Annotated in this window: 26 protein-coding genes; 21 read left to right on the top strand and 5 right to left on the bottom strand. The window is 40.4% G+C overall.

All coding sequences use genetic code 11. The features are described 5' to 3' along the window. Nucleotides 1-128: 128 nt before the first annotated feature. Nucleotides 129-422: a hypothetical protein gene (locus M3206_RS07065; RefSeq protein ID WP_251311813.1), complete on the bottom strand. Its 294-nt coding sequence runs from the start codon at nt 420-422 to the stop codon at nt 129-131. Nucleotides 423-701: 279 nt separating this feature from the next. Here M3206_RS07065 and M3206_RS07060 point away from each other — a divergent pair, with 279 nt between their 5' ends. Next, entirely contained in the window at nt 702-1,355 is a 654-nt protein-coding gene (locus M3206_RS07060; protein WP_349774002.1) for a DsbA family oxidoreductase, read from the top strand. Nucleotides 1,356-1,423: 68 nt separating this feature from the next. Here the strand turns inward: M3206_RS07060 and M3206_RS07055 are convergent, their stop codons facing one another. After that, the gene (locus tag M3206_RS07055) at nt 1,424-2,347 is read right to left on the bottom strand and encodes a S66 peptidase family protein (RefSeq protein WP_251311812.1); all 924 of its coding nucleotides are present in this window, start codon (nt 2,345-2,347) and stop codon (nt 1,424-1,426) included. Nucleotides 2,348-2,637: 290 nt separating this feature from the next. On the opposite strand from M3206_RS07055, the gene M3206_RS07050 reads away from it, so the two are divergent. The 11 genes from M3206_RS07050 (at nt 2,638) to M3206_RS07000 (ending at nt 12,366) form a co-directional block, all read left to right on the top strand. Continuing rightward, on the top strand, nt 2,638-4,101 hold the full coding sequence (locus tag M3206_RS07050; RefSeq protein ID WP_251311811.1) for a protein adenylyltransferase SelO: 1,464 nt from the start codon (nt 2,638-2,640) through the stop codon (nt 4,099-4,101). 114 nt (nt 4,102-4,215) lie between these two features. Then, nucleotides 4,216-5,010, top strand: coding sequence for a DUF2935 domain-containing protein (locus M3206_RS07045; RefSeq protein WP_251311810.1), 795 nt, complete (start codon nt 4,216-4,218; stop codon nt 5,008-5,010). A 168-nt stretch (nt 5,011-5,178) separates the two neighbouring features. Then, nucleotides 5,179-5,892, top strand: coding sequence for a hypothetical protein (locus M3206_RS07040; protein WP_251311809.1), 714 nt, complete (start codon nt 5,179-5,181; stop codon nt 5,890-5,892). Nucleotides 5,893-5,905: 13 nt separating this feature from the next. Continuing rightward, entirely contained in the window at nt 5,906-7,099 is a 1,194-nt protein-coding gene (locus M3206_RS07035) for a thermonuclease family protein (RefSeq protein ID WP_251311808.1), read from the top strand. Nucleotides 7,100-7,190: 91 nt separating this feature from the next. Continuing rightward, nucleotides 7,191-7,958, top strand: a complete 768-nt coding sequence (locus M3206_RS07030; protein WP_251311807.1) for a hypothetical protein — start codon at nt 7,191-7,193, stop codon at nt 7,956-7,958. Between the two features lie 164 nt (nt 7,959-8,122). After that, nucleotides 8,123-8,485, top strand: a complete 363-nt coding sequence (locus M3206_RS07025; RefSeq protein ID WP_251311806.1) for a YrvL family regulatory protein — start codon at nt 8,123-8,125, stop codon at nt 8,483-8,485. Between the two features lie 179 nt (nt 8,486-8,664). Continuing rightward, nucleotides 8,665-9,315: a GNAT family N-acetyltransferase gene (locus tag M3206_RS07020; protein WP_251311805.1), complete on the top strand. Its 651-nt coding sequence runs from the start codon at nt 8,665-8,667 to the stop codon at nt 9,313-9,315. Then, a complete protein-coding gene (locus M3206_RS07015) occupies nt 9,306-10,265 on the top strand; it encodes an alpha/beta hydrolase (protein ID WP_251311804.1) in 960 nt (319 codons plus the stop codon). The genes M3206_RS07020 and M3206_RS07015 overlap by 10 nt, the downstream gene beginning before the upstream one ends. Before the next feature lie 108 nt (nt 10,266-10,373). Beyond that, the gene (locus M3206_RS07010) at nt 10,374-10,859 is read left to right on the top strand and encodes an NUDIX hydrolase (protein WP_251311803.1); all 486 of its coding nucleotides are present in this window, start codon (nt 10,374-10,376) and stop codon (nt 10,857-10,859) included. Nucleotides 10,860-10,940: 81 nt separating this feature from the next. Beyond that, nucleotides 10,941-11,561 carry an HAD family hydrolase gene (locus M3206_RS07005; RefSeq protein ID WP_251311802.1) on the top strand — a complete coding sequence of 207 codons (621 nt, stop codon included), beginning with the start codon at nt 10,941-10,943 and terminating at the stop codon, nt 11,559-11,561. Between the two features lie 178 nt (nt 11,562-11,739). Beyond that, complete coding sequence (locus tag M3206_RS07000) at nt 11,740-12,366, top strand: lysoplasmalogenase (protein WP_251311801.1); 627 nt, start codon at nt 11,740-11,742, stop codon at nt 12,364-12,366. A gap of 10 nt (nt 12,367-12,376) precedes the next feature. On the opposite strand, the gene M3206_RS06995 is transcribed toward M3206_RS07000, so the two are convergent. After that, nucleotides 12,377-13,135, bottom strand: a complete 759-nt coding sequence (locus tag M3206_RS06995) for a helix-turn-helix domain-containing protein (protein WP_251311800.1) — start codon at nt 13,133-13,135, stop codon at nt 12,377-12,379. A gap of 269 nt (nt 13,136-13,404) precedes the next feature. Between M3206_RS06995 and M3206_RS06990 the strand changes: the two genes are divergently transcribed. From M3206_RS06990 to M3206_RS06970, 5 genes are all read left to right on the top strand, one after another. Next, a complete protein-coding gene (locus M3206_RS06990; RefSeq protein ID WP_251311799.1) occupies nt 13,405-14,190 on the top strand; it encodes a sugar phosphate isomerase/epimerase family protein in 786 nt (261 codons plus the stop codon). Nucleotides 14,191-14,194: 4 nt separating this feature from the next. Continuing rightward, on the top strand, nt 14,195-15,385 hold the full coding sequence (locus M3206_RS06985) for a Gfo/Idh/MocA family protein (RefSeq protein ID WP_251311798.1): 1,191 nt from the start codon (nt 14,195-14,197) through the stop codon (nt 15,383-15,385). Nucleotides 15,386-15,416: 31 nt separating this feature from the next. Then, nucleotides 15,417-16,781 carry an ABC transporter substrate-binding protein gene (locus M3206_RS06980; protein ID WP_251311797.1) on the top strand — a complete coding sequence of 455 codons (1,365 nt, stop codon included), beginning with the start codon at nt 15,417-15,419 and terminating at the stop codon, nt 16,779-16,781. 107 nt (nt 16,782-16,888) lie between these two features. Further along, entirely contained in the window at nt 16,889-17,581 is a 693-nt protein-coding gene (locus tag M3206_RS06975; RefSeq protein WP_251311796.1) for a diphthine--ammonia ligase, read from the top strand. A 98-nt stretch (nt 17,582-17,679) separates the two neighbouring features. Continuing rightward, entirely contained in the window at nt 17,680-18,069 is a 390-nt protein-coding gene (locus M3206_RS06970) for a GNAT family N-acetyltransferase (protein ID WP_251311848.1), read from the top strand. Nucleotides 18,070-18,160: 91 nt separating this feature from the next. On the opposite strand, the gene M3206_RS06965 is transcribed toward M3206_RS06970, so the two are convergent. After that, nucleotides 18,161-19,150 (bottom strand): Gfo/Idh/MocA family protein, encoded by a 990-nt coding sequence (locus M3206_RS06965; protein ID WP_251311795.1) that lies wholly within the window; start codon nt 19,148-19,150, stop codon nt 18,161-18,163. A gap of 179 nt (nt 19,151-19,329) precedes the next feature. Between M3206_RS06965 and M3206_RS06960 the strand changes: the two genes are divergently transcribed. Next, nucleotides 19,330-19,473, top strand: a complete 144-nt coding sequence (locus M3206_RS06960; protein ID WP_251311794.1) for a hypothetical protein — start codon at nt 19,330-19,332, stop codon at nt 19,471-19,473. A gap of 464 nt (nt 19,474-19,937) precedes the next feature. Next, nucleotides 19,938-20,204, top strand: coding sequence for a PH domain-containing protein (locus M3206_RS06950; protein ID WP_251311793.1), 267 nt, complete (start codon nt 19,938-19,940; stop codon nt 20,202-20,204). A gap of 514 nt (nt 20,205-20,718) precedes the next feature. Here M3206_RS06950 and M3206_RS06945 read toward each other — a convergent pair. Further along, nucleotides 20,719-20,913, bottom strand: coding sequence for a hypothetical protein (locus M3206_RS06945; RefSeq protein ID WP_251311792.1), 195 nt, complete (start codon nt 20,911-20,913; stop codon nt 20,719-20,721). Nucleotides 20,914-21,023: 110 nt separating this feature from the next. On the opposite strand from M3206_RS06945, the gene M3206_RS06940 reads away from it, so the two are divergent. After that, complete coding sequence (locus M3206_RS06940; RefSeq protein WP_251311791.1) at nt 21,024-21,851, top strand: alpha/beta fold hydrolase; 828 nt, start codon at nt 21,024-21,026, stop codon at nt 21,849-21,851. A gap of 126 nt (nt 21,852-21,977) precedes the next feature. After that, a complete protein-coding gene (locus M3206_RS06935; protein WP_251311790.1) occupies nt 21,978-23,351 on the top strand; it encodes a GmrSD restriction endonuclease domain-containing protein in 1,374 nt (457 codons plus the stop codon). Nucleotides 23,352-23,390 lie beyond the last annotated feature (39 nt).

Genomic DNA, 23,390 nt, shown 5'->3' with positions numbered 1-23,390 from the left:
GCAAGGTTACCCTTCAAAAATCCTCTCACAAATAAAAAAAGCTGTCACAAAAGGCCACTTTAGGAACCTTTTTGAGCCAGCTTCTATCCTTTTTAATGAAAATAGCTATCTTTTGTCTCGCGATCGGCTTAGTGTCCTCCACAACGTCCGCCGCATCCACCACAGCGGCCGCCACATCCGCCACAACGGGCACAGCCACCGCAACGAGCACATCCGCCGCAACCGAAACATCCGCCACAACCTCCGCAGAAGTTAAAACAGATCCCGATGACACAAACGCCTACACAAGTTCCGATGATGAGACGGGGATCTTGTTCACGCGAACCTTGCGGATGATGCGGAGTTCCGCCACTGACATGAAAATCATCCGTACTTAAGCCGTCCAGATTCAATGGTTGCTTATTATTTTTATTATTATCCAAAGAGAACACCTCCTCGACTGTTTCTATTTTTTTATTAAGAGTTAAGATCGATTGCAAAATGACGTGAAAATCTTTACCTGATTTCCTCATATTAAAATATGGAGTCTTCCTGTCCTTAGTTACTGATTCGAAAAGAAGCTAGGGGAACATACAAAAATCACATCACGTGTAATATCCTTCAATTCCTCTTATACTAAAGGTTGAAGATGAGAACAGCGATTGGAGGAATCGTTTATGTATATTGAAATGTGGACAGACTTCGCTTGACCATTCTGCTATATTGGCAAAAAGCGTCTGGAGGACGCTATTAAGCAGATTGACCATCCGATCGAAGTGACGTATCGATGCTTTGAATTGGATCCAACGATGGCACGCGATGTCAAAGACAACATGTACGAAAAACTCGCTAAAAAATACGGCATGAGTATTGAAACAGCCAAAGCGAACACAGCGAACATGGTACAGATGGGAAAAGAAGCAGGGGTAGAATTTAACTTTGATACCTTGGTCTTAACCAACACGTTTGATGCCCACCGTGTGACGATGCTTGCCAAGAAACACGGCATGATGCATGAGATGACAGATCGCATCCTGCGTGCATACTTTACCGAGTCCAAACATATTGGAGATCATGAAACCTTAGTGGAGCTTGCAGCTGAAGTGGGATTGGACCGGGAAGAAGTCGAGAGAATGCTAGCAAGTGATGAGTTGACTGACGAGGTTCGTGCTGACCAGAAAACCGGACAACAGTATGGCATCACAGGCGTCCCTTTCTTTTTGATCAATAAAAAATACGCCCTTACTGGTGCGCAACCGACGGATGTGTTTGTGAACGCGCTGAAAAAAATTATCGCGGAGGATGAAGTTACTTCACTCAACGATCAAGACGGAGCAAGCTGTGATGACGATGGCTGTGATATCCCTCAAAAATAGCCGTTTAATAACAAATGCACTTTTCCCTTTTAAAAGGAGAAGTGCATTTTTTAGTCCTCATCAAAAAACTAAGCAATCACAGTAGGTTCCATCACTGTAAGGGTACGATTGGTCGCATTCATGTTCACGTTTACTCCGAAAGGAATCGCTGCTTTATATAATCCGTGTCCGCTCGCGATATTCGTCATTAATGGTTTGCCCAACGGAACGATAAATTCATCGATTACATCTTCGAACGTTTTCCCGTACGCAGGCTCGCAGTTCGAACATTGCCCGATGAGGATTCCGATGCAATCATCAAATTTACCCGCTAGCTTCAGGTGGTTGATGTATCGGAATATCGTGTTGGCCGGTTCATGTGTATCTTCAAGGAATAAAATTTTACCCTTCGTGTCAATCTCATAAGGAGTTCCTAACGTGCCTACAAACGATGTGAGGTTACCGCCAACGATCGGTCCCGTTACATTTCCAGGCACTTTACTCACAAGCTGCATTTCGGGAGGGTTGGTAATCGGCCAAGGTGCAGTCAGTCGAGTAATGGCGTTAAAGAACTGGTTATAGTTATAGGGAGGGGTACCTGGTTTAAAATCGAGAAGCATCAAACTATGGAAGGTAACGAGATTCGCATATTGATAAAGAACATTCAACAGGATCGTGATGTCGCTGTAACCCGAGATGAGTTTAGGGTTTTTGCTGATCAGGGGATAGTCGAGATAAGGAAGGATGCTGGCCACTCCCACACCGCCCCTTGTTGGCAGGATCATTTTAACTTGGGGATTTCGAAACATGGCCATCAGGTCCGCGGACTGCTGTTCGGGGGTTCCCGCGAGAAAACCACTAACGGAATAGGCGTGATCACCAACGATTACTTGAAAGCCCATATCTTTTAGCATATTGATTCCCTGATTAATCGTTTGGGCATCCAGCGGACTTCCTAACGTAACAATCCCAATCGTGTCCCCTTCTTGCAGCTGCCGTGGTTTATTCGCCATCTTTAGCCCTCCCCTCTATATAAACAATAAGCTCCAATCTTATGTATATTCATTTAAAAAAGTGTCATTACCTAAAACCAAAAGAATGTTTAAAGGGAAAAAAACATCCCATCTTTAAGCATCAATCAAAACGCCCTCATCTCATTGAGGCGTTTATTTTTTTTGAGGATAAGGGAATAATGGTGAGGCAGAATGCGCTTCAATTCAAACCCTGTTGTGTTATTGTGAAAATAGAAATCGAATCCACATTTAATAGGTTTTAAAAATATAGGTAGAAGAAAGGAGACATCATGACACAGAGAATAGGATGGAATTTTAATAACAGTTATGAAAGTCTGCCTGATAAATTTTATTCGATCATCAATCCAAACCCTGTTGAAGCACCAAAACTAGTGGTGTTGAATGAATCTCTGGCAAAAGAGCTTGGATTAAACCCCGATCTTCTTAAAGAAAAAGAAGCGGTTAACGTGTTCGCGGGCAATAAAGTTCCGGAAGGCGGAGCTTCACTTGCCCAAGCCTACGCGGGACATCAGTTCGGCAACTTTACGATGCTAGGAGACGGACGTGCACTCTTGGTTGGTGAGCAGATCACACCGGGGGGAGAGCGATTTGACATCCAGCTAAAAGGATCCGGACGGACGCCTTACTCCCGTGGCGGAGACGGTCGTGCTGCTCTTGGACCGATGCTGCGCGAATACATCATCAGTGAAGCTATGCATGGACTTGGTATACCGACTACACGCAGCCTTGCTGTCGTTACAACAGGTGAACCCGTCATCCGTGAAGAAGATCTGCCTGGTGCGATTATGACACGCGTCGCTTCCAGTCACCTGCGTGTAGGTACATTTGAGTTCGCAAGTCAATGGGGAAGTATTGAAGAACTTCAAGCTCTTGCTGACTATGCCATTGAGCGACATTATCCAAAAATCAAAGACGATGAATTTAAATACCTTACTTTTTATAAAGAAGTAATAAAACGTCAGGCCTCCTTGATCGCGAAATGGCAGCTCAACGGGTTCATTCATGGGGTAATGAACACGGACAACATGACGATCAGCGGGGAAACCATCGATTATGGCCCATGTGCGTTCATGGATACGTATGATCCAGAAACTGTGTTCAGTTCGATCGATGTCCAGGGCCGGTATGCTTACGGAAACCAGCCGGGTATCGGAGCATGGAACCTTGCACGTTTTGCAGAGACCCTCATCCAACTGTTCTATGATAAAGATAAGGATAAAGCGGTGGCAATGGCTCAGGAGGCATTATCCGGTTATGGCGAACAATTCAACAGCAACTGGATGGCGGGAATGAGAGCAAAGCTGGGTCTATTTAATGAAGAAAAAGAAGATGAAACCTTAATAAAAGAACTTCTTAACCTCATGCATGAACATTCTGCGGACTACACGAACACTTTCCGTCTTCTAACGATAGGGAAAAAGGAAAACACAGCACTTTTTTCTGCCCCTGAATTTGAAAAGTGGTATAAAAAGTGGCAAGAACGACTGGAACGACAGGAAGAATCCAAAGAGTCTTCCGAAGAGTTAATGCGAAAAAGCAATCCGGCTATTATTCCACGAAACCATCGGGTCGAAGAAGCAATAGAAGCAGCGGTGGAAGATGGAGATTTCAGTGTGATGGAGGATCTAGTAAAAGTACTATCAAATCCTTTTGCGTATTCACCGGAACAAAAGGAATATTGCCAACTACCTCCTAAAACAGGAGAACCATATAGAACGTATTGCGGAACCTAATCCTAAAAAAGCTTGTTCTCTATAGCCAGAGAACGGGCTTTTTTACTTTTTGGGAATAGTTATCCAAAAGAATAATATACATGGATAGGGATATGAGAAGAGTGAGGGGATAAAATGGCGGATCCGATTGTGGTTAGATCGTTAGACGAAATTCGATTCTGGTCCAGGATTATGAAAGAACATGCCTTATTTCTAAGCTTAGGATTTACCTATGAACAGCAGCAATTGATCAACGAGGCCAAACAGTTTATCACGGTGTTCGAAAGAATTGAAGAGAAGTTAGCCAGGTTTAATCAAAACTCCGATCTGAATCAGGTTAAAGCTTTTAACACAGAGGTCTATCAAGCTGCGGTTCAGATCTGGAGCTATAAACGGAAGATATTAGATCTAACCTTGCGCTGTGTAATACGCACAAACAACTTTCCATTACTGGTTGACCATATTAGCAGGGAAGCGGCTTATTTTGCCAACCGGTTAAAAGAACTAAATCAAGGCGTGTTGGTTCCTAAAGCCAATGAAGTGATTCAAGAGAATGTATTCTTTTTAAGAATCATGGCAGATCATGCGAAGTTTATCGGACATCTCTTAGATCCGTCTGAGAGAAAGCTAGTCGATCTAGCGAGAGAGTTTAGTCATGATTTTGACCAACTGCTCTTTCAAGCGATCGATTTAGATTCGATGCGCCCACAATCGGAAACAAAACCAATTCTGAGCCAATTCTTAGACCAGAATAAAGTATCTGTTACGTCATTGAGAGATTTTAAGAAAACAGCAACAGAGCTTATAGAAGCGTGCAAAATTAAAAGTAATATCCATCCTCTGTTAGCCGATCATACCTTCAGAGAAGCAGAACGTTTCTTAGAAATTATCGATTTATACGAATCCAATTTAAATGCAAGTCAACGGTAAGCTCGGGCTCACAAGGCCCGAGCTTTTATTTTGGTGTCTTATATAAAAGAATTTTAAAATTATATCAATATAACTATGTTCATGGTAGAGGATTTATGTTATTATTTTCTTGTTTTATTACTTTAATATTACAGAAGTTTTTCATATATATGACAAGGAGGGGTTATGATGAGCTTTTTGAAAAAAATCCTCGGTCTATTAGAACTACCACCTGAAGAAAAAGCGGAAAGAGAAAGAATGCAACAGGAAAAAGCAAAGAGACGTGTGGAAGAAGCAAAACGTTGGAGAGAAGAGAAAGAAAAGAAACGAGAAGAGAAGCGTTTGGAGAAGGAAAGAAAAAAAGTTAATAAACTTCAGAAGATAGAGCGTTTTTTTGGACCAGATCCAAGTATGGCAAAAATATTAACCTACTCATCGTATAGTGACACCTTCGAGTATGTGAATGCACATCTCTTAAAGCAGGAAGAAAGAGTACTAGGCGTCATCCAGGCTGAATATAAAAGGACACAGAAGCGCGAAATTAAGGGGGTATTGATCGCTTCTGAAGAAAAGTTGATCTTTGCTGTCGTCAAAGGTAATCATACGTACATTGAGGAATATGATTATGCCAAAATGAAGGGCATATCATTAGCAAAAGACGGATTTAAATCTAAGAAACTATATATAGACTACGGACGCAGTAGAAGAAAGTTTGATGACATTATCGATGATGAACCGTTTAGAGAGTTTTATAAAGCAGTAAAGGAAAAGATCGTAGAGTTCCGGAAGAAATCTAAAAGTAACTCCAAATACAAATTACTTGATCAGATTGCTTCTTTAAAAGAAAAAGGCATTTTAACAGAAGAAGAGTTTCAAACAGAAAAGAAAAAACTAATAAACTAAAAGAGGTAGATAAATGAAAATTGTAAGATTAATAATCGCTACTATCGCGATCCTGTTTACATTATTTTTTGCTATTCTGACGCCATGGGCATTGATCGGAACGTTAATCGCAGGATTGGGAATCTATTTGAGTGATCAAAAACAAAAGGGTTACGTGACCTTTTCAAAACCAGGGTGGATTACAGCATCCGGATTGATAGTAGCTGTTATTCTAACCGTAATCTTTGCAGAACCAGTTGAAGAGACGGCTAAAGAAACTGCAACAAAGACACAGTTAGCAAGTAAGGAAGAGAAGAACGAAGAAAAAGAAAAAGCGCAGGAAGAAGCGGAAGAAAAAAAGGCAGCCGCAGTGAAAAAAGAAGCAGAAGAAAAGAAAGCGGCTGAAGCGAAAGCTAAAGAAGAAGCAGCAGCCAAAGCGAAGGTTGAAGAAGAGGCGAAAGTGAAAGAAGCAGCGGAAGCGAAAGCCAAGGCCGAAGCAAAAGAAAAACAACAAAAAGAAATCGCGAACAAGTTCAATCTAGAAGCGGTTACGGTTTACCGTGCCGTAGATGGAGACACATTAGAATTATCAGACGGCAGAAGAATACGTCTTGTAGGTGTCAATACACCAGAGACAACAACAAGACACGAACAATACGGGAAAGAAGCCAGCAATTATACATCTGCTCAGTTGACAGGAAAGAAAGTTTGGATGCAAAAAGATGTATCTGATACTGATCGTTACAATCGTTATCTAAGACTGATCTGGCTCAGTCTTCCAACCGATGTGATGAGTGAAAAAGAGATAAGAGAAAAGATGTTTAACGCGAAGTTAGTGTTAAATGGCTACGCAGAACCATCAACGTATTCACCAGATGTGAAGTATAGCGATTATTTTGTGAAGTTTGCTCGTGAAGCAAGAGCAAAAAAGACAGGATTATGGGCATACGGTAGCAACGGCACGACGAAAGGTGATCTCGATCCAAAGAAGAGTACGACGACTGCTTCAACCACACCTTCAAAACCGAGTTCATCTACTTCAAGTGTTAAACCAGCAACGAAGCCAGCGCCAAAACCAGCGGCTTCAGCAACACCAGCACCAAAAGCAGAATTCTTTCAAAACTGTACAGAGCTTCGAAAGGTGTACCCGAACGGAGTACCGTCCACTCATCCAGCGTACGCTCCGAAGCACGACCGTGATAAAGATAACTATGCGTGTGAACGCTAGGGGGGACAGACCCCAGACAAATACATTTTAGGCGATATTGTCCGCATCAGGCGGACAATATCGCTTAATTAGTGCTGATGGAGGTGTCTAAGTGAAACCTGCAAAAAGCCTCTTAGATACGTGGAAGAAGTTCGACCGTTTTCCGATGGAAACTCTGACGAAAGCTTGGCATTTAGATCAAGGGACTAAGAAGAAACAAAGGGATGTATCCTTGATGAAAGAACATCGGGAACAGTATGGAATGACGGGGAACTGTTTTGATTTGGCACTTTGGCTGCTGGATGAATATAAAAAGGATGGCATTGAAGCTTATCCGATCGGTTCGAAATTTCATACCGAAGAAGCTCATGCGGCCGTTCTTGCACTGGACGAAAACGGATCTCGGTACTTGTGTGACCTTGGGGACCAATGGTTGACCCCAATTTTAGTGGATACAGATGCTGCAAATTACACCAATGAGAAACTGAATGGCTTTTTTCCAGGAGCAAAGATCCAAGTCCAACCCAAGAACAACGTCAATGTTGAAATTTTTTACCACCGACCGAACGGAAAAAAATCTGCACAAACGTTCAATCTGGAACCTATCGAGATGAAGGACTTCATGCAGGCAGCGGAGTTTTCACAGAACTACATATATCCTTATCCACTATTTGAATGCAGAATCGCTTATCAATCGGAAGTGGCACATTGGGAGTTTTATAACTGGGAGAGCTTTCTCAGTACGAATGAAGGTTTATGCAAAGGAGATCGGACAGATTCTATAAAACACTGGGTCGAAGTTATTCATGAAAAATCAAACTATAACAAGAAATTTTTAACCGAGGCCCTTACAATATATCAAAAACTTAATAACAACTAATTATAGAATGGACGTTAGATCAATAATCGTACTAACATCAAATATAGTAGTCCACAATTTAAAACAAAGGGAGTGCCTCATATAAACAGAGTAAAAACAATAGTTATCTGTTCGTTTATGTATTAATGATTTTACTAGGTATCATCTTTTTTGAGTTTATCGTTTTGAGATTACTTGGATTACACTTTGATTCGATTGGATCTTTAGTGTCTTTTTTTGTTTTATATTTGTTACTTGAAATACCACTCTCGTTACTAGCAAATGCGATACCAAAAGCATTAAAATCTGTTGATATTATTCCATCCAGTAAAGGATTGTTTTCATTTTTATTGGATGCAGGATTGACGTTAGCCATCATTATTTTATTAGATACCTTGATGGTGAATATGAAGATAGAGTGGCAAGGTGCTATTATATTTTCAATGCTTATAGGTTACATGAATTGGAAATTAAAAAAGAACGATGAAGAACCACCACTGATCCACATTGAGGAATTCAAAGCAATTGAAAAAATTCAATTCAAATAATGAGAGGAGATACTAATGATGGTATTTCTTCTTTACTTTTATCACCAATAAAATCTAGGAGAGTTAATTTTATAGATACATAGGTCAAAAGGTTGGTTGACAGTAATTGTCCTCTATTCTTATAATCATTATAGATGATATTGAGAATCATTATCACTTATAGATAGGGGCCAAAAGCTATGCTAAAAACACAGAATGAAACTGAATTTAAAGTGAAACAAGGAGATCAAGTTAATCGTTTCAATTTTCGACCTGTTGACTTTGACCGAGATTTGAAAACGCTTTATGAATGGATGCATAAGAGCCATATCGCACCGTTTTGGAAACTGAACCTTCCGATGCCGGAATTCAAACAATGGCTGCGTAACTCGATCGAAGCTGACCATAAAGAAGTATTTCTAGGAACGTTTAATGGTATCCCAGCGTGTTACCTCATCGCCTATGACATAAAAGCAGATCCAATCCAGAACCACTACGAATATAAAGAAGGCGATCTTGGCATGCACTTATTGATCGGTCCACGTCCTTTTCTCAATAAAGAAGACGGACTTTCCATCATCCAAGCAATGATCATCTTTCTCTACCAATATTTTGGAGCAAAACGAATCATCGGGGAGCCAGATGTTCGGAACAGGATCATCATTCCGATCCTAAAAGAACTCGGCGGTGAAGTACTCGGCCAATTTGACCTTCCGCATAAAAAAGCATCATTAATCATAGGTGAGCGCGATGCCATTATGAACCGATTAAAAGAAAGAAATGTAGAAGTCGAGATGATCCGATCCATCACAACGGTCGAAAAGAGAAGGGATCTGATCGGATGGCGGTAAAATCAGCGGTTAACCTGCAAATCACGATCCTTCTCAACACCATCAACAAAAAAATGAGCGAACTCAAACACCCGCCTCTTGATATCCTGACGCCAGAGCAGTCACGAGTGTTTTACAAAATCGCGAGAGAATATTTTGCACCTGTTCATGTGGATGGGGTGCGAGTAACCAATACAAATATACCGACTTCATTCGGACATGATCTCCCTGTTCGCATCTATACACCGAGTGGAGAGGGACCGTTCCCTGTTCTCGTCTATTTTCATGGCGGGGGCTGGGTCTTTGGTGACCTCGACAGCTGTGATAACGTATGCCGTTATTTCGCTAAACATGCAGAGACTGTAATCGTGTCTGTCGGTTATCGCCTCGCTCCTGAACATAAATATCCGGCAGCGTTTTTAGACGCTGTTGAATCTGTTAAATGGGCATTTCGCCATGTGGACGATTTAAATGGAGACCTCAGCCGGATCGCGGTTGGCGGGGAGAGCTCAGGCGGAAATTTGGCTGCTGCCGCTGCACTATATCTAAAAGATCATCGTGAGTTCAAACTGTCTCATCAGTTCTTGATCACGCCTGTACTGGACTATAATTTCAACACGATGTCCTATAAAGCCAATTACAAGTTCAACCTTACAACGGAAAAAATGAAATGGTTTTGGGGCCACTATTTAAACGAACCATCAGAAGGTGAAGAGATTTTTGCTTCACCATTAAAAGCAGATCAAGTAAAAGGTCTACCAAAAACGCTGATCGTTACAGCTGAGTTTGATCCGTTACGAGACGAAGCTTTCACTTACGGCGACCGTTTAAGAAATGAAAATGTTTTAGTCGAGCATATGCACTATAACGACCTCGTCCATAGCTTCATCAACATGATCGGAACAACAGAGGGGGCTAAACAAGCTCTAGATGAAATCACGAATCTATTAAAGAAGATGCTTCATCAGTGAGTCGTCATCTATCTTTTATCATGCATTTGTCATCTCCCCGTTATGTAAAAATATTGAAATTGATACTATGCTAGTAAGAGAAAGCAAGATTGATAGGAGGGAACAAGCATGGCGATGCCGACACATATCGTAGCTGTAGGTGCATGGGTAGAAGATGATCAAGGGAATATTCTATTGGTAAAAACACAACGTGGAAGTTGGGAGTTTCCAGGCGGGCAGGTGGAAAACGGGGAAAGCCTGATGGATGCGGTGGTAAGAGAAACGAAGGAAGAAAGCGGGATCGAGGTCGAGGTCTCACACCTCTCAGGCGTTTATTCCAACACATGTGAGTACATAGGGAATGATGGGGTAACACATATCCCGACAAAAGTGATGTTTGATTTCGTCTGTAAGCCAGTCGGTGGAGAACTGGCCATACAAGAAGGGGAAACAACGGATAGCCGCTGGGTGCCGATCGAACACGTATTAGATTTTGTGAAAAACGAAGCAATCCGAGCTCGGTGTCAAGATTTCTTAAAAAAAAATGAAAGCGTTCACTACAAGGATTATGTGACAAAGCCGGAGTTTAAGTTAAAACTGGAAAGAACGGTTTAAAAGAAAAAGGATAAAGGTTACGAGGTTGTTTCATCGGGTACAGGACCTTAAGCTGTAAAAAACAAAGAGGTGAAGGAATCAATGGATAGTATCATCTTCGATCTGGATGGGACCATTTGGGATCCGATCGATACCGTTATAGAGGCGTGGAATAACCGTATCAAGAAACACGGACAAATTAACCGGGAACTTACACGTGCTGACTTTGAAAGTGTGATGGGATTGCAAATGCCTGAGATCAGTGCAAAGTTATTCCCTAATGTAAATGAGGAGACTCGGGATCAAGTCAGTCGAGAGTGCTGTGATGCCGAAGAGGAATATATTAAGAGGCAAGGTGGTCAACTGTATCCGCAGGTAGAGGAAGTACTGAAGAAGCTTTCAGAAAAATACAAGCTTTTTATCGTGAGCAACTGTCAGGATGGATACATCGAATCCTTTTACGAATTTCATAAGCTCGAAAGGTATTTCGTAGATTTTGAGAATCCAGGTAGGACCGGACTTTCAAAAGGAGAGAACATCAAACTGATAATCGAAAGGAATAACTTAACGGATCCCATCTATGTAGGCGATACAGAGGGAGATTTAAAAGCAGCAAGATACGCAGGAATTCCATTTGTTTATGCCAAATATGGATTTGGACAGGTAAAGGAATACGATGAATCGATTGATACTTTCAGTGATCTTGTAAAATTATATGGATGAGATGAAAATGGTGCATTTCTTTTAAGAAGAAGTGCACCTATTTTTATGATTATTTCATGAAATACCTTATAAGTGAATAAGACAGAAATTCCGTTTAATGGTAAAATAAGTAATCATTTCTCTTAAAATAGGAACAATATAGTACTAGATTATAGGTAGTGAAGGAGTTAGTATAACGATGATCTTTAGCCTCTTTACCGCAATCATTCTGCTTTCCTCTCTAACATACCTTTGGGCAATCAAGCACAAAAATCAATCGCTTATTTATCTATTAAAACCAGGAACCATGTTGCTGATCATCCTTTTTGCCTTAACCGGTACGTCTTCTCCTTATGCCTGGTGGGTGATTGTTGGGTTGGTATTTTCGTTAATGGGTGACATCTTCTTGATGTTGCCTAAAGATCGCTTTCTATATGGTCTGTTTTCATTCCTTATCGCACATGTCTGCTACATCATTGCTTTCCTTCAAATAAACCTTCAGCAAACAGTCAGTTCGTTTTTTACAGTTGGTTTACAAGTAATTGCACTTCTATTTTTCATTCTAATTCTAAAAAGAAAAAGGTTTAAAGGCAGGGGTTCACTGAGTGCAGCGGTATTCCTGTACATCATGCTGATTACCGGTATGGTTTGGGTGTCCCTTTTAACCGGAAATCCGCTTCTCATCACAGCCGCTCTCCTCTTTTATTTTTCAGATGCAACGCTCGCTTGGGATCGGTTTATCCAACCCTTACGATATCGGCACTATTTTGTCATGTCCACCTATTTTCTTGCGCAATATTTATTTGCTCTATCCATTCACCAGTAAACAATACCAATTAAACAATATGACTCGGTGCGACTCCCATCCACTTCTTAAACATTCTATTAAAATACGATTGGTCACAGTAACCGAGGTATTCGGCGATCTCGTTGATCGTCATCTGTGTGTTCTTTAGTAGATTGAGTGCCGTGTTGATCCGGATCTGATGCAGATGCTGGATGGGGGTGTTGCCCATGACCTCTTTAAATAAGACGGATACGTAGTTTGGTGTTACCCCTGCTAAGTCAGCTAGTTCTTCGATCGTGACGTTTCTTCGGAAATGACGCAACAGATAGTCCTCGATCTCGCGGGCGATCCGTTCTTTGGCAGGAGTCGCTCTTTGTTCAGAGGATTCTTGCGCGATTTGGGTGAACAGTTCAGATAAGACGTACTCGGACATCAGTTCGAAATAAGGTTTCTTCCATAATGTTTGTGTATAGAGTGTTGAAAAACGTTGTTCATAGTAGGGCGTATTGGAGGTCTTATATCGATAGACACCGTTTTGTTTTGTAAAATGCAGCGTGTTCTTTAGTACATGTTCCTCCCATGTGAAAACAACAGTATATTTTTGGTGCGATTCATCCGCATGATTTTCCCATGCCCGGTCGATGTTAGGAGGGATATAGAGGATTTCTCCTTTTTCCAATTCCACGTAATTTCCCTGAATCCAGTACACGACTTTCCCCTGGGTAACATAAACGAGTGTTGCACACCCCCGGTCTTTTTTTATATGCCACTTCGGATTGACATCATGATAAACGCCTTCAATATTCATCCAATTCATCCCCATTAAAATTTTAGTGGTAAATTATACAAATCTACACAGTTTTGTTTATTCCATGATTTCCTTTCTCTTGATATTATCAAAATTATCAGAAAGATACTATTTTAGAGAAAAGAGGCGAAATGATTTAGGAGTTTAGTAGTGAATTCTCCAAAATTAATCGAATAGCTTTGAATTGTTCATCTCGAAATATGTCGAAGGAAGTAAAGAATTATCCAAACCATGTATGCGATAACCATCAAAAAATTTGGAGGGGTTAGATGAAATACACAGTTGCTTCGTATTCATTTCACGGATTGATGAACCAAGGGAAAATGGATGTTTTCGGCTATCTTGAAAGCGCAAAATACCGGTATCATCTGAACACAGCAGATATTTGGAACATGATGTTGCAGAGCTATGATGAGGATTATTTGAAAAAAGTAAGAGAAGCGATGGACGAGAAGGAGATGGAACTCGCTAACCTGTGCGTGGATTGCGCGGAAGTATGGGATCCAAACCCGGAAGCCAAGGAGAAATGGTATCAAAATGCCTTAAAGAATTTACGTGCCGCTGAGATCTTGGGAGCGCGTACCGTTAGGATCGATATGGGCGGAAGAGACCTTACCATGACGGAAGAGCAGTTTGAATATACGGTGAAACGTTACCAAGAGTATGCGAAGATCGCGCATGATTGCGGATTTAAAGTAGGTCCTGAAAACCATTGGGGAGCTTCAAGAGACCCTGAGAACATCCGAAAAGTGTTCGAAGCTGTCGACCATCCATCATTCGGAATCCTCCTGCATTTTGATAACTGGGACGTTGACAAAGAAAACGGGGACCGCCTTTGTGCGAAATATGCGTTCCATACGCATCTCGCAGCATGGGTGATTCCGAATTGCGAGGAGAAACTGCAGATTTTAGAGGACGTCGGGTATGACGGGTACCTCGGAATTGAACATCACTCCAGTGTAAATGAATACAGCCAGGTAGCGTGGCAACTGGCGACAGCTCGTAACACGTGGTTGAACATGCAGGCGAACAAGAAGAAAGAAGTGGGGGTTTAATCCTATGAAAAAAGTTCGGATCGGAATCATTGGTGTTGGAATCATAGGGAAAAACCATCTGGATGAGTATGCAAAATTAGACGGGGCAGAAGTAGTAGCGGCATGCGATCTTAATGAAACAGAACTGAAGACGGTCGCAGAGAACTACAAGATTCCTGATACGTACACAGATTTCCGGGAAATGCTGAAGCGTGACGATATTGATGCGGTCGATGTATGTCTGCACAATAACCTCCATGCACCGGTCACAATCGCCGCTTTAAAAGCAGGTAAACACGTATACTGTGAAAAACCGATCGCGGGATCTTATGTGGACGGAAAACGGATGATCGATGCGGCAAAAGAATACGGGAAGATGCTGCATGTTCAATTGAGCTTCCTTTACGGTTTGGAGACGAAAGCGGCAAAAGTCTTGATCGATGAAGGGAAGCTCGGGAAGTTGTATCATGCTCGTTCTACGGGGTTCAGACGGCGCGGAAGACCGTACGTGGACGGATATGGAACGAAGGAATTCAACCAGAAGGAGATCGCTGCAGGTGGAGCTCTCTTTGACATGGGTGTCTATCGAATCTCTCAGCTTCTGTATCTCATGAACCTGCCAAAAGTGAAGACCATCACGGGTAAAACGTATCAAGAGATGGAGATGGATGAAAAACGAAGAGAGATCAGTGGCTTTAACGTGGAAGAGCTTGGTCTTGGTTTTGTAAGGTTTGAAGGTGGTCTCACACTCGATATCATCGAATCATGGGCGATCCATCAGAACGGCTTGGGAGGAAGCAGTATCGTTGGAAACAAAGGGGGAATCACTTTTAACGGAAAGGTGAATGGGGCGAACGCGCCGTTAAGCTACCATACGATCGTCGGTGATATGGATATGGACGCAACCTTTGACCTCGGAGGAGCGGACTACAGATGGCACCAGCTCCGAGAGAATACAGGTGCTTACGATTCTTCCCAAAGTCATTGGGTCGCAGCACTTCAGGGCAGGGTACCTTTGTTGCCGACTGCTGAAATCGCGCTTCAAACGATGCTGATCAGTGAAGGGATCTACTTATCAGACCGCTTAGAAAGAGAAGTGACAGCTGAAGAAGTCATTGAGCATTCCAAATCTCAGGTTGTCCTCCCTAAGAGTAAATCTACTGAAAAAGAAATTGTAAACGATTACAACGTAGAACGTGAAGGTTTGGCTAACTAATAAAAGTCGATTTCGAAAAGAGGGGCAGATCATGAAACGGTTAAAGTTTTTGGCATCACTGTTAACAATCGTGATGCTTCTAGGGTGCAACGCATCCAAAGAAGGTGGAAAAGCAAATGAAGATAATGCCAATAAAGTGACCATTTCATATGCGAGCTGGGGTGTAGGTACGGAAAAAGAGCAAAACATTCAGAGGAAAATGATTAAAGAATTCGAAAAAAAGTACCCTAACATTAAAGTGAAAATCGTAGAGTCGATCCCAAATGATAAATGGAACGACGGGCTAGCTGCTGCGGCAAGTGCCAAAGCGATGCCTGATGTATTTAACCTTTCAGATATTCCGACTGCTGTAGCAAACGATTGGGTGTTAGATGTGGCCGATCTTGCGAAGGATGATGAAGATTATGCGAAAGTACCTGAAGTGGTCCGAGACGCGGCCGCCTATGGAGACGCGATCTATGCCTTACCAGCAGGACAGCAGTTCTTGGGGTATTTTGTAAACAAAGATCTATTCAACGAAGCGAACTTAGACGCACCTGAACATGGTGTAAGTATCAATCAGTTTGTGGATTCGGTTAAAAACATGACGAACATTAGTAAGGGACAGATCGGAACCAATAATCCGTTAGCGATTCTTGACTGGTATCCGGCTGCAGTGAGTGATTCTCTCGGCTGGTATACCTATACAGAGGAAGGCTATCACTTAGATAGCAAAGAGTTCATCAGTGGCCTGAATCTAGCAAAAAGCATCACGACGAATAACCATGCGTATGAATCGTTAACCGATGAACAAAAAGGCAACTTTAACGGAAGTCATCCTGGTGAAGTTTGGGCTTCAGGGGGCTTGGGATTAGTATGGGATGGCACATGGGCAATTCCTGCGTACGCTGAAAATCTCGATTTTGATTATGATTTCATCGGGATTCCTGGCGGGAGAACAGTCGTGGCAAATGACTATATCGGAATCTCCAAAACGACCAAGCATGCAAAAGAAGCGTTTCTATTTACGAAATGGATGACCTTCGGCAAAGAAGGATATTTAAAGCAGATTGACCTTGTTGCAAAGGAAGGCAAAGCCTTAAACGGTGTACCGCTTACGACCGATAAAGAAGTCCTAGATGCCTATTTTGAGATTCAAGATCTTCCAGGGATCAGAAAGGCCTATGAGAATTTAGATAATGCGATCATTGAACCTGTAAAACCCGTTCCCGGGTATGTCCAATCCAGATGGGAAGCGCCAACAGGCGTGAAGATCAAAGACCATCCAAATGCAAACATGCATCAATTACTCGAAGCCTCTGTAAAAGGGGAAATCAAGATCGAAGACTATATTTCTGAGATGAATAAACTAGCGAACCAGAAATATAAAGAGGCTAATGAAGCGATTGGCAAATAAATAGAGTTCATCCTTAAGTGCATTTCTCTTTTGAGAAGTGCGCTTTTTTATGGAAGTAGGAAGCTGGACTGTATAATAGTCTTAAATAACAAGTTTAGGAGAATGAGATGAAAAAAACAGCGGTTTGCTGGAGTGGCGGAAAAGATTGCTGCCTAGCTCTTGATCAGTTACTAAAAGAAAAGCATGAAATGGTCTGTTTGTTATCGATGGTATCCAAGGAACATGCCCGCAATCATGCGCATGGCATTCAATTAGAGATTTTAAGATTACAAGCTGAAGCATTAGGCTTGCCATTGGTTTTAGTAAATTCTGCAGGAGACTATGAAACATCATTAAAAAAGTCACTCGTTGAGTTGAAAGAAAATTATGGAGTGGAAGCCATCGGTTTTGGCAGTTTATATATGGAATCGGACCGCGAATGGAATGAGCAAGTGGCCGTGCAGGCAGGGTTGGAACCATTGTTTCCAGTATGGATTAAGCAGGATCAAGCTTCAGAGTTATTACATGAGTTCATTTCATCCGGATATGAGGCAGTTGTTTGCCGAGCCTCTTCCGAACACTTCGACCAAACATGGGCCGGACGAATGTTGGATGAACGTTTTTATGAAGACATCCTTAAGACGGAATGCTGTGCGATGGGAGAACTCGGAGAATATCATACCTTTGTGTTAGACGGTCCACTATTCCAAAAGAAATTAGAGATTAAACAATCGGAAGTCATTTTGAACGCCGGGTTATGGTCACTCGATATTCAGACTTGCCGTTTAGTTGATAAGAAAACGCTTGTACACAAAAAATAAACACTCTGTAATGCAGCCTGACGAAAGGATGTAACCAGTTGGAACATGAGTTAATAATTATTCCCTATGAAGAAAAGTATGCCGATCAAGCTGTGAAGATGTGGAGAGATAGTAAGTACCAGGCGATTAGGCAAGAAGAAATTCACAGTTTTGAAAGCCATGTCTACTTTTTAAATCATATCTTACCTAAAGACTATCAAGTCGAACTAGCCCTTTGGGGTGAAGAAGTAGTCGGGATCATCGCCTATAACGAATCAGAAATCAACCAGCTCTATATTCATAACGATCATCAAGGTAAGGGGATCGGGAAAAGCTTACTTCAAAAAGCGAAAGATCAATCATCAGGACGATTAACCCTATATACATTCGAGAGAAACAAAAAAGCTCAACGTTTTTATGAGAAAAATGGCTTTAAGATTATAGGCAGAGGACACGAGAATGAGGAGAATCTTCCGGATATTCTGTATGAATGGGTAGCAACTAGTTGAAGTTAATTAATAATAGTAAAAAGCAACGACCACAAAAAATCGGGGTCGTTGCTAATTTGTTTAAAGAGTGTTTAATATCTCGTCTTAAGTTTTACTTTTCATCAGCTGGAAACACGAGTCCAATCTGCTTACGAGCTTCATCCATGATCTCCATCACCGCAAGTGAGTTCGCATGTGAGTTCACTTTCGACTCTAATTCACCATTCTTCACAAGATCCATAAACTCTTTCGCTTCATAGTACATCTTCGGCTTGTCTTGCTCTACCGTGATATCCTCAGTGGAACCGTCTTTATAGCGGATCTCGATCTTACTCATGTCCTGGATGTGGTCGATCAGGATACTTCCGTTCTCCCCTTGGATCTCAGAGGGAACGTAGGAGTTCGAGATCTTCGAGTACATCACAACCGCGTCTTTATCTTCATAGTTCAAGAGGATGCTGCCTTCACCGTCTACACCGGACTCCAAGAGAAGTCCGTTCGCTTTTACCGAATCCGGCTTTCCGAAAAGAACAACCATCGGGTACAAGCAGTAGATGCCGATGTCCATCAACGATCCGTTTGAGAACTTAGGGTTGAACGCGTTCAGCACCGTTCCTTCTTTGTACTTATCATAGCGGGAAGAGTACTGACACGAGCTCGCAAAATAACGGCGGACAGGGCCGATCTTATGTATGTGTTCCTGGATGCTCTTAAAGTTCGGCATCACAGTCGAACGCATCGCTTCCATTAATAGCACGTTATTCTCTTTTGCAGCAGCAATCATACTTTCGAGTTCCTTCACGTTGGAAGCAATCGGCTTCTCACAGATCACATGCTTTCCGTGATTCATCAATGTAATAGCATATTCAGCATGCAACGAATTTGGGCTCGCGATATAGACGGCGTCAATCACATCACTTTGAGCCATTTCCTCAAGATCAGTAAATGTGTATGCAGCACCATTTTTCTCGGCAAACTCTTTCGCTTTTTCTTCTGTGCGGGAGTAGACTGCGGATAACGTAAACCCTTCAGCTTCACGCGCTGCCTGTATAAATCGTTCCGTAATCCAGTTTGTTCCGATTACACCAAATTTCAAAGACATTCATTCCTTTCAAAAATAGGTGGGCAAAAGTTTTGCCTTCAACATATAATGTATTCTACTCCTTTCGTCACGTTATGTACAAACCATTGGGTCGAATTGACTGTTTTTGTCAGAAAAAGTTTCATAATATAATAATTTAGGGTAAAATAGGAATAAAACCTGGTAAGGAGGGATGAGTTATGCTTACAATCACTAACCATGAACAGCTAACTACCAAGCCTTTAGATTTGCCAGTCCCAAGATACGTACTCAGCGAAAAGCCAATATCCGAGCAAGAAAAGCAAAAGCCAGAATTCGAACTAACATCATTGAATCCGAAATAGAAGTCATACAAAGAAGAGCCTAGATCAATTTGATCTGGCTCTTTTCTTATTATAGAAAAATTTTCCACACTCCTGTATGAGTAAATATGTATGGTTACTATTACATGAATTGTTATGTTATGGTAATTAGGGATATGGTTAAATGGTAATACATAAAAAAGCTTCAGGTGAAAGGGGAGCTAAAGTGAATAAATTCGGTATCTTTTCATTCCTCATGGTGGTCGCTAGCTTTATGGCGCTTTTCTTATGAAGAGGACCTGATGCCAATTTAAAGACAATAATTATTGTTTTAGGCTCATTTTCATTAATTGGTATGTGCCCGCATTACTTTCGAAGAAATGGCTGTCAGGGATATTAGGTGTACTCCTAAATGGACTTGTTTTAACCTTTGCATTCTTCTTATTGCTCGCCATGGGAATTGGCGAGAAACGAATAATTTTATAAAGAGTGGAGTGGAGAATGAAATGGCAATTTTCGAGGTAAAAGTATCAAAAAAGGGTGACAACCTTCTTATCAAATACCAACTTTCTGCTATTGAAATCCCATTATCAGATATTACGGATGTTTTAGATGATGATACATATGGCGGAGAAGAAAAGGCTGCTTTTCGAATTGGTTCACCGTATGGACATACCGATCGAGTCGTTATCAAAAGCAAGAAAAGGACTTATATTCTTTTCACAAGCATTGGTGGTATGAGAGAAAAGATCCTCTCCTATATGGCAGCGTAATGTAGTATTACAAACTTTAAAAAGATCTTAATTCTTTTAAGTTGTACACTCGTTTATAAAGGGGAGGTCACTAAAATGACTAAAAAACAATTTTATATTGATACCTAGTTTTTCTAATAGCTCTTATAGTTATGTATTTTACAGTTCAACATGAATACATGTTATATCCCTTAATTGGTTTATCTCTTTTATTTGGAGTCTATCAATTTTATCTACTTCTTAGAAAGAGATCGAATGATCATAACAAAAAAGACCTCTCTTGAAAATAGGAGAGGTCTTTCGTGGTACTAAGAAGCTTTTTGTTTGTACCTTGTTTCCACAGTTTTCTTGTATAGATACCATCCACTCCATCCTCCAGCAACGACTATAGGGAAAAGACATAAAAACGCATTAGGATGTTTGTGCAATCTTAGGAGATAGAGTACTCCATAACCAATAAACTACGTCATCATGCCAAAGAATAATCGGATTAAATAAGTCTTCAAAGGAATCTACTCCTTAATTATGCTAAGTGTTATTTAATGTATTGTTTTCTTTGTTCCAGAATGATTTTATAAAAATAAAGAGAACCATAACCTCCGGCGAGACCTAATGGCAGGATAATAAAAGGTGCCCATGATTTGGCGTGCAAACCAAGCATGTAGAAAATCCCGTAAATGATGATCATCGTCATCATGCTGAATGTGAGTCGGATAAAATAGTCTTTCACTGTTAACGCTCCTTATAACTCTATTTGTTTTATCGTACCATAATTCACAAAAGAGCAGGATTCGACATTTGTTTTACAGAAAGAGTAGCTGAGAAAAAGGAGTGGTAGACATGTCATATTGGGAAGTAGAGAAAGCAACGATCTATTATGAAGAAATCGGTTCTGGAACACCGATACTCATGATTCACGGATTCGGACCAGATCATCGTTTGATGAAAGGCTGCATGGAACCGGTCTTTCAAGAGAGGAATGGATACAGACGCATCTATATCGACCTGCCTGGAATGGGACAGACGAAAGACTATGAATCTATTCAGAACTCTGAAGAGATGCTGGAGGCGGTTATTCAGTTCATCGAAACAAAGTTGCCAAATGAGTCATTCTTGCTCGCTGGGCAATCCTATGGAGGTTACATTATAAGAGGAATCATCGCGAAAATGCCTGAGCGAGTAATGGGTGCGGCGTTTATCTGTCCGATGATCATTCCGGATAGGAATGCAAGAACACTACCGGAGCATGCTAACTTACAGGTTGATCACGATTTCCTCGCTACGTTAACAGAAGAAGAAAGAGAAGACTTCAAAGGGATTCATGTGAAGTTAGATGAATACACGTGGAAGAGGTATAACGAAGAAGTCGTAGCAGGAATGCAGATAGCAGATCCAGTGTTCTTAGAAAAAATCTCAGGATCTTATGGTTTCACGTTTAAGATTGACCAAGAAGAGTTTCCGAAGCCCTGTTTGTTTCTGACAGGAAGACAAGACCACATTACAGGTTTTAAGGACACGTTTGACATACTTGATAAATATCCGAGAGCTACTTTTTCTGTGTTGGATGCTGCTGGGCATAATTTGCATATTGAGCAGAGGAATCTATTAAAAGTTCATATAAATGAGTGGCTTGATGGGGTAAATGTAAATAGATTTGATGATAAATAAATACAGGGTTTTAGATTTAGGAATATTTAATTCTATTGAAATTCCTAAAAGTTTTAGAAGGGGAAGAACAGGAAAAAAAGTAAAATATATAAGAAAATTTATTCTTAATTACAGAGGTGTATAAAAATGTCAACAGAAACTATAGTTGAAGAAGAAAATCAATCAGTTGAAGAATTCTATGAAAATGAAGAAGGCAATGAAACAGAGGCAAATAGCTCCAATAATTCTGATGAAAGAAAATTAATTTGGCAAGCCAAGGATTTTAGTATTAGAGAATTTCAGGCAATGAAACAAGATGGTGAACTTGAATTACAGCCAGAGTACCAAAGAAATTTTGTAATGGACTCTGCCCGTGCTAGTAAATTAATTGAATCAGTATTATTAGATGTACCAATTCCAGTTATTTATTTAGCCGAGGAAAACGATAGTGTGTATAGTGTAATTGATGGTCAACAGAGACTTACTACTTTTATCTCATTTTTAGAAGGTAAATTACCTGATGGCAAGGATTTTAATTTAACTGGGTTAAAAGTTTTAAAAGAATATAATAGAAAACAATATATTGACCTGCCTAAAGAAATGCAAATGAAAATTAAAAAAACTACTATACACACTATTATTATTAAAAATGAATCTCACGAAAATATTAAATTTGAAATTTTTGAGAGGCTAAATACAGGTTCTATTAAATTAAATGAAGATGAGATTAGAAACACTATTTATCGGGGACCTTACATAAAATTATTATCAGAATTAGAAAGTAATGAAACATTCCACATGCTTGTAAGAAAGGATAATTTTAAAAATAGAATGATCTATAGGGGAATGATATTAAGGTTTTTCGCACTATCAGAAAAGACTTACTTAAATTATAAACCTAGTATGAAACAATTTAGTAATAAAGAACTTCGGGATAACAGATATATGAGTAAAGAAAAGTATGAAGAATATAAAAAGAGATTCTTTAAGGTAAATGATTTGGTAAAATTAGTATTTGGAGATAAAGCCTTTAGAAGATTTATACCAGGTGATTCAGAAAATGTTAATGGAAAATGGTCAACAAGTAAAATTAATATGGCATTATTTGATATTCAAATGTGTGGTTTTGTTAATTATGATAAGCACCAAATTATTTCTAAAGCTGATCAAATAAGAGAAAGACTAATTAAGTTAATGAGTCAAAACGAAGAATTTATAAATTCTATTGAAATTAAGACAAGTGACAAAAATGTTCTTACAAAAAGATTTAGAATTTGGCTGGATGTTTTAGATGAGATTGTCGGAGAAACTGTAGTAAATGCAAGGATTTTTGATTATTCGATCAAAAAGCAACTCTTTCAAATTAATCCAACATGTCAGATTTGTCACCAACAAATTTTAGCTATTGACGATGCGGAAGTTGATCATGTTATTGCTTATTCTGAAGGTGGTAGAACGGAATTAAATAACGCGCAACTAACACATAGATATTGTAATAGAAGGAAGAGCAATAATTTATAATTATGAAGATTAGAGTCCGAGGTTAGATAACTCGGGCTT

Origin of the sequence: Fictibacillus phosphorivorans (assembly GCF_023715845.1) — a bacterium.
Taxonomy (GTDB): Bacteria; Bacillota; Bacilli; order Bacillales; family Fictibacillaceae; genus Fictibacillus; species Fictibacillus phosphorivorans_D.
Note: the sequence above shows the minus strand (reverse complement) of the source record. Positions and strands in the feature narration are given on the sequence as shown.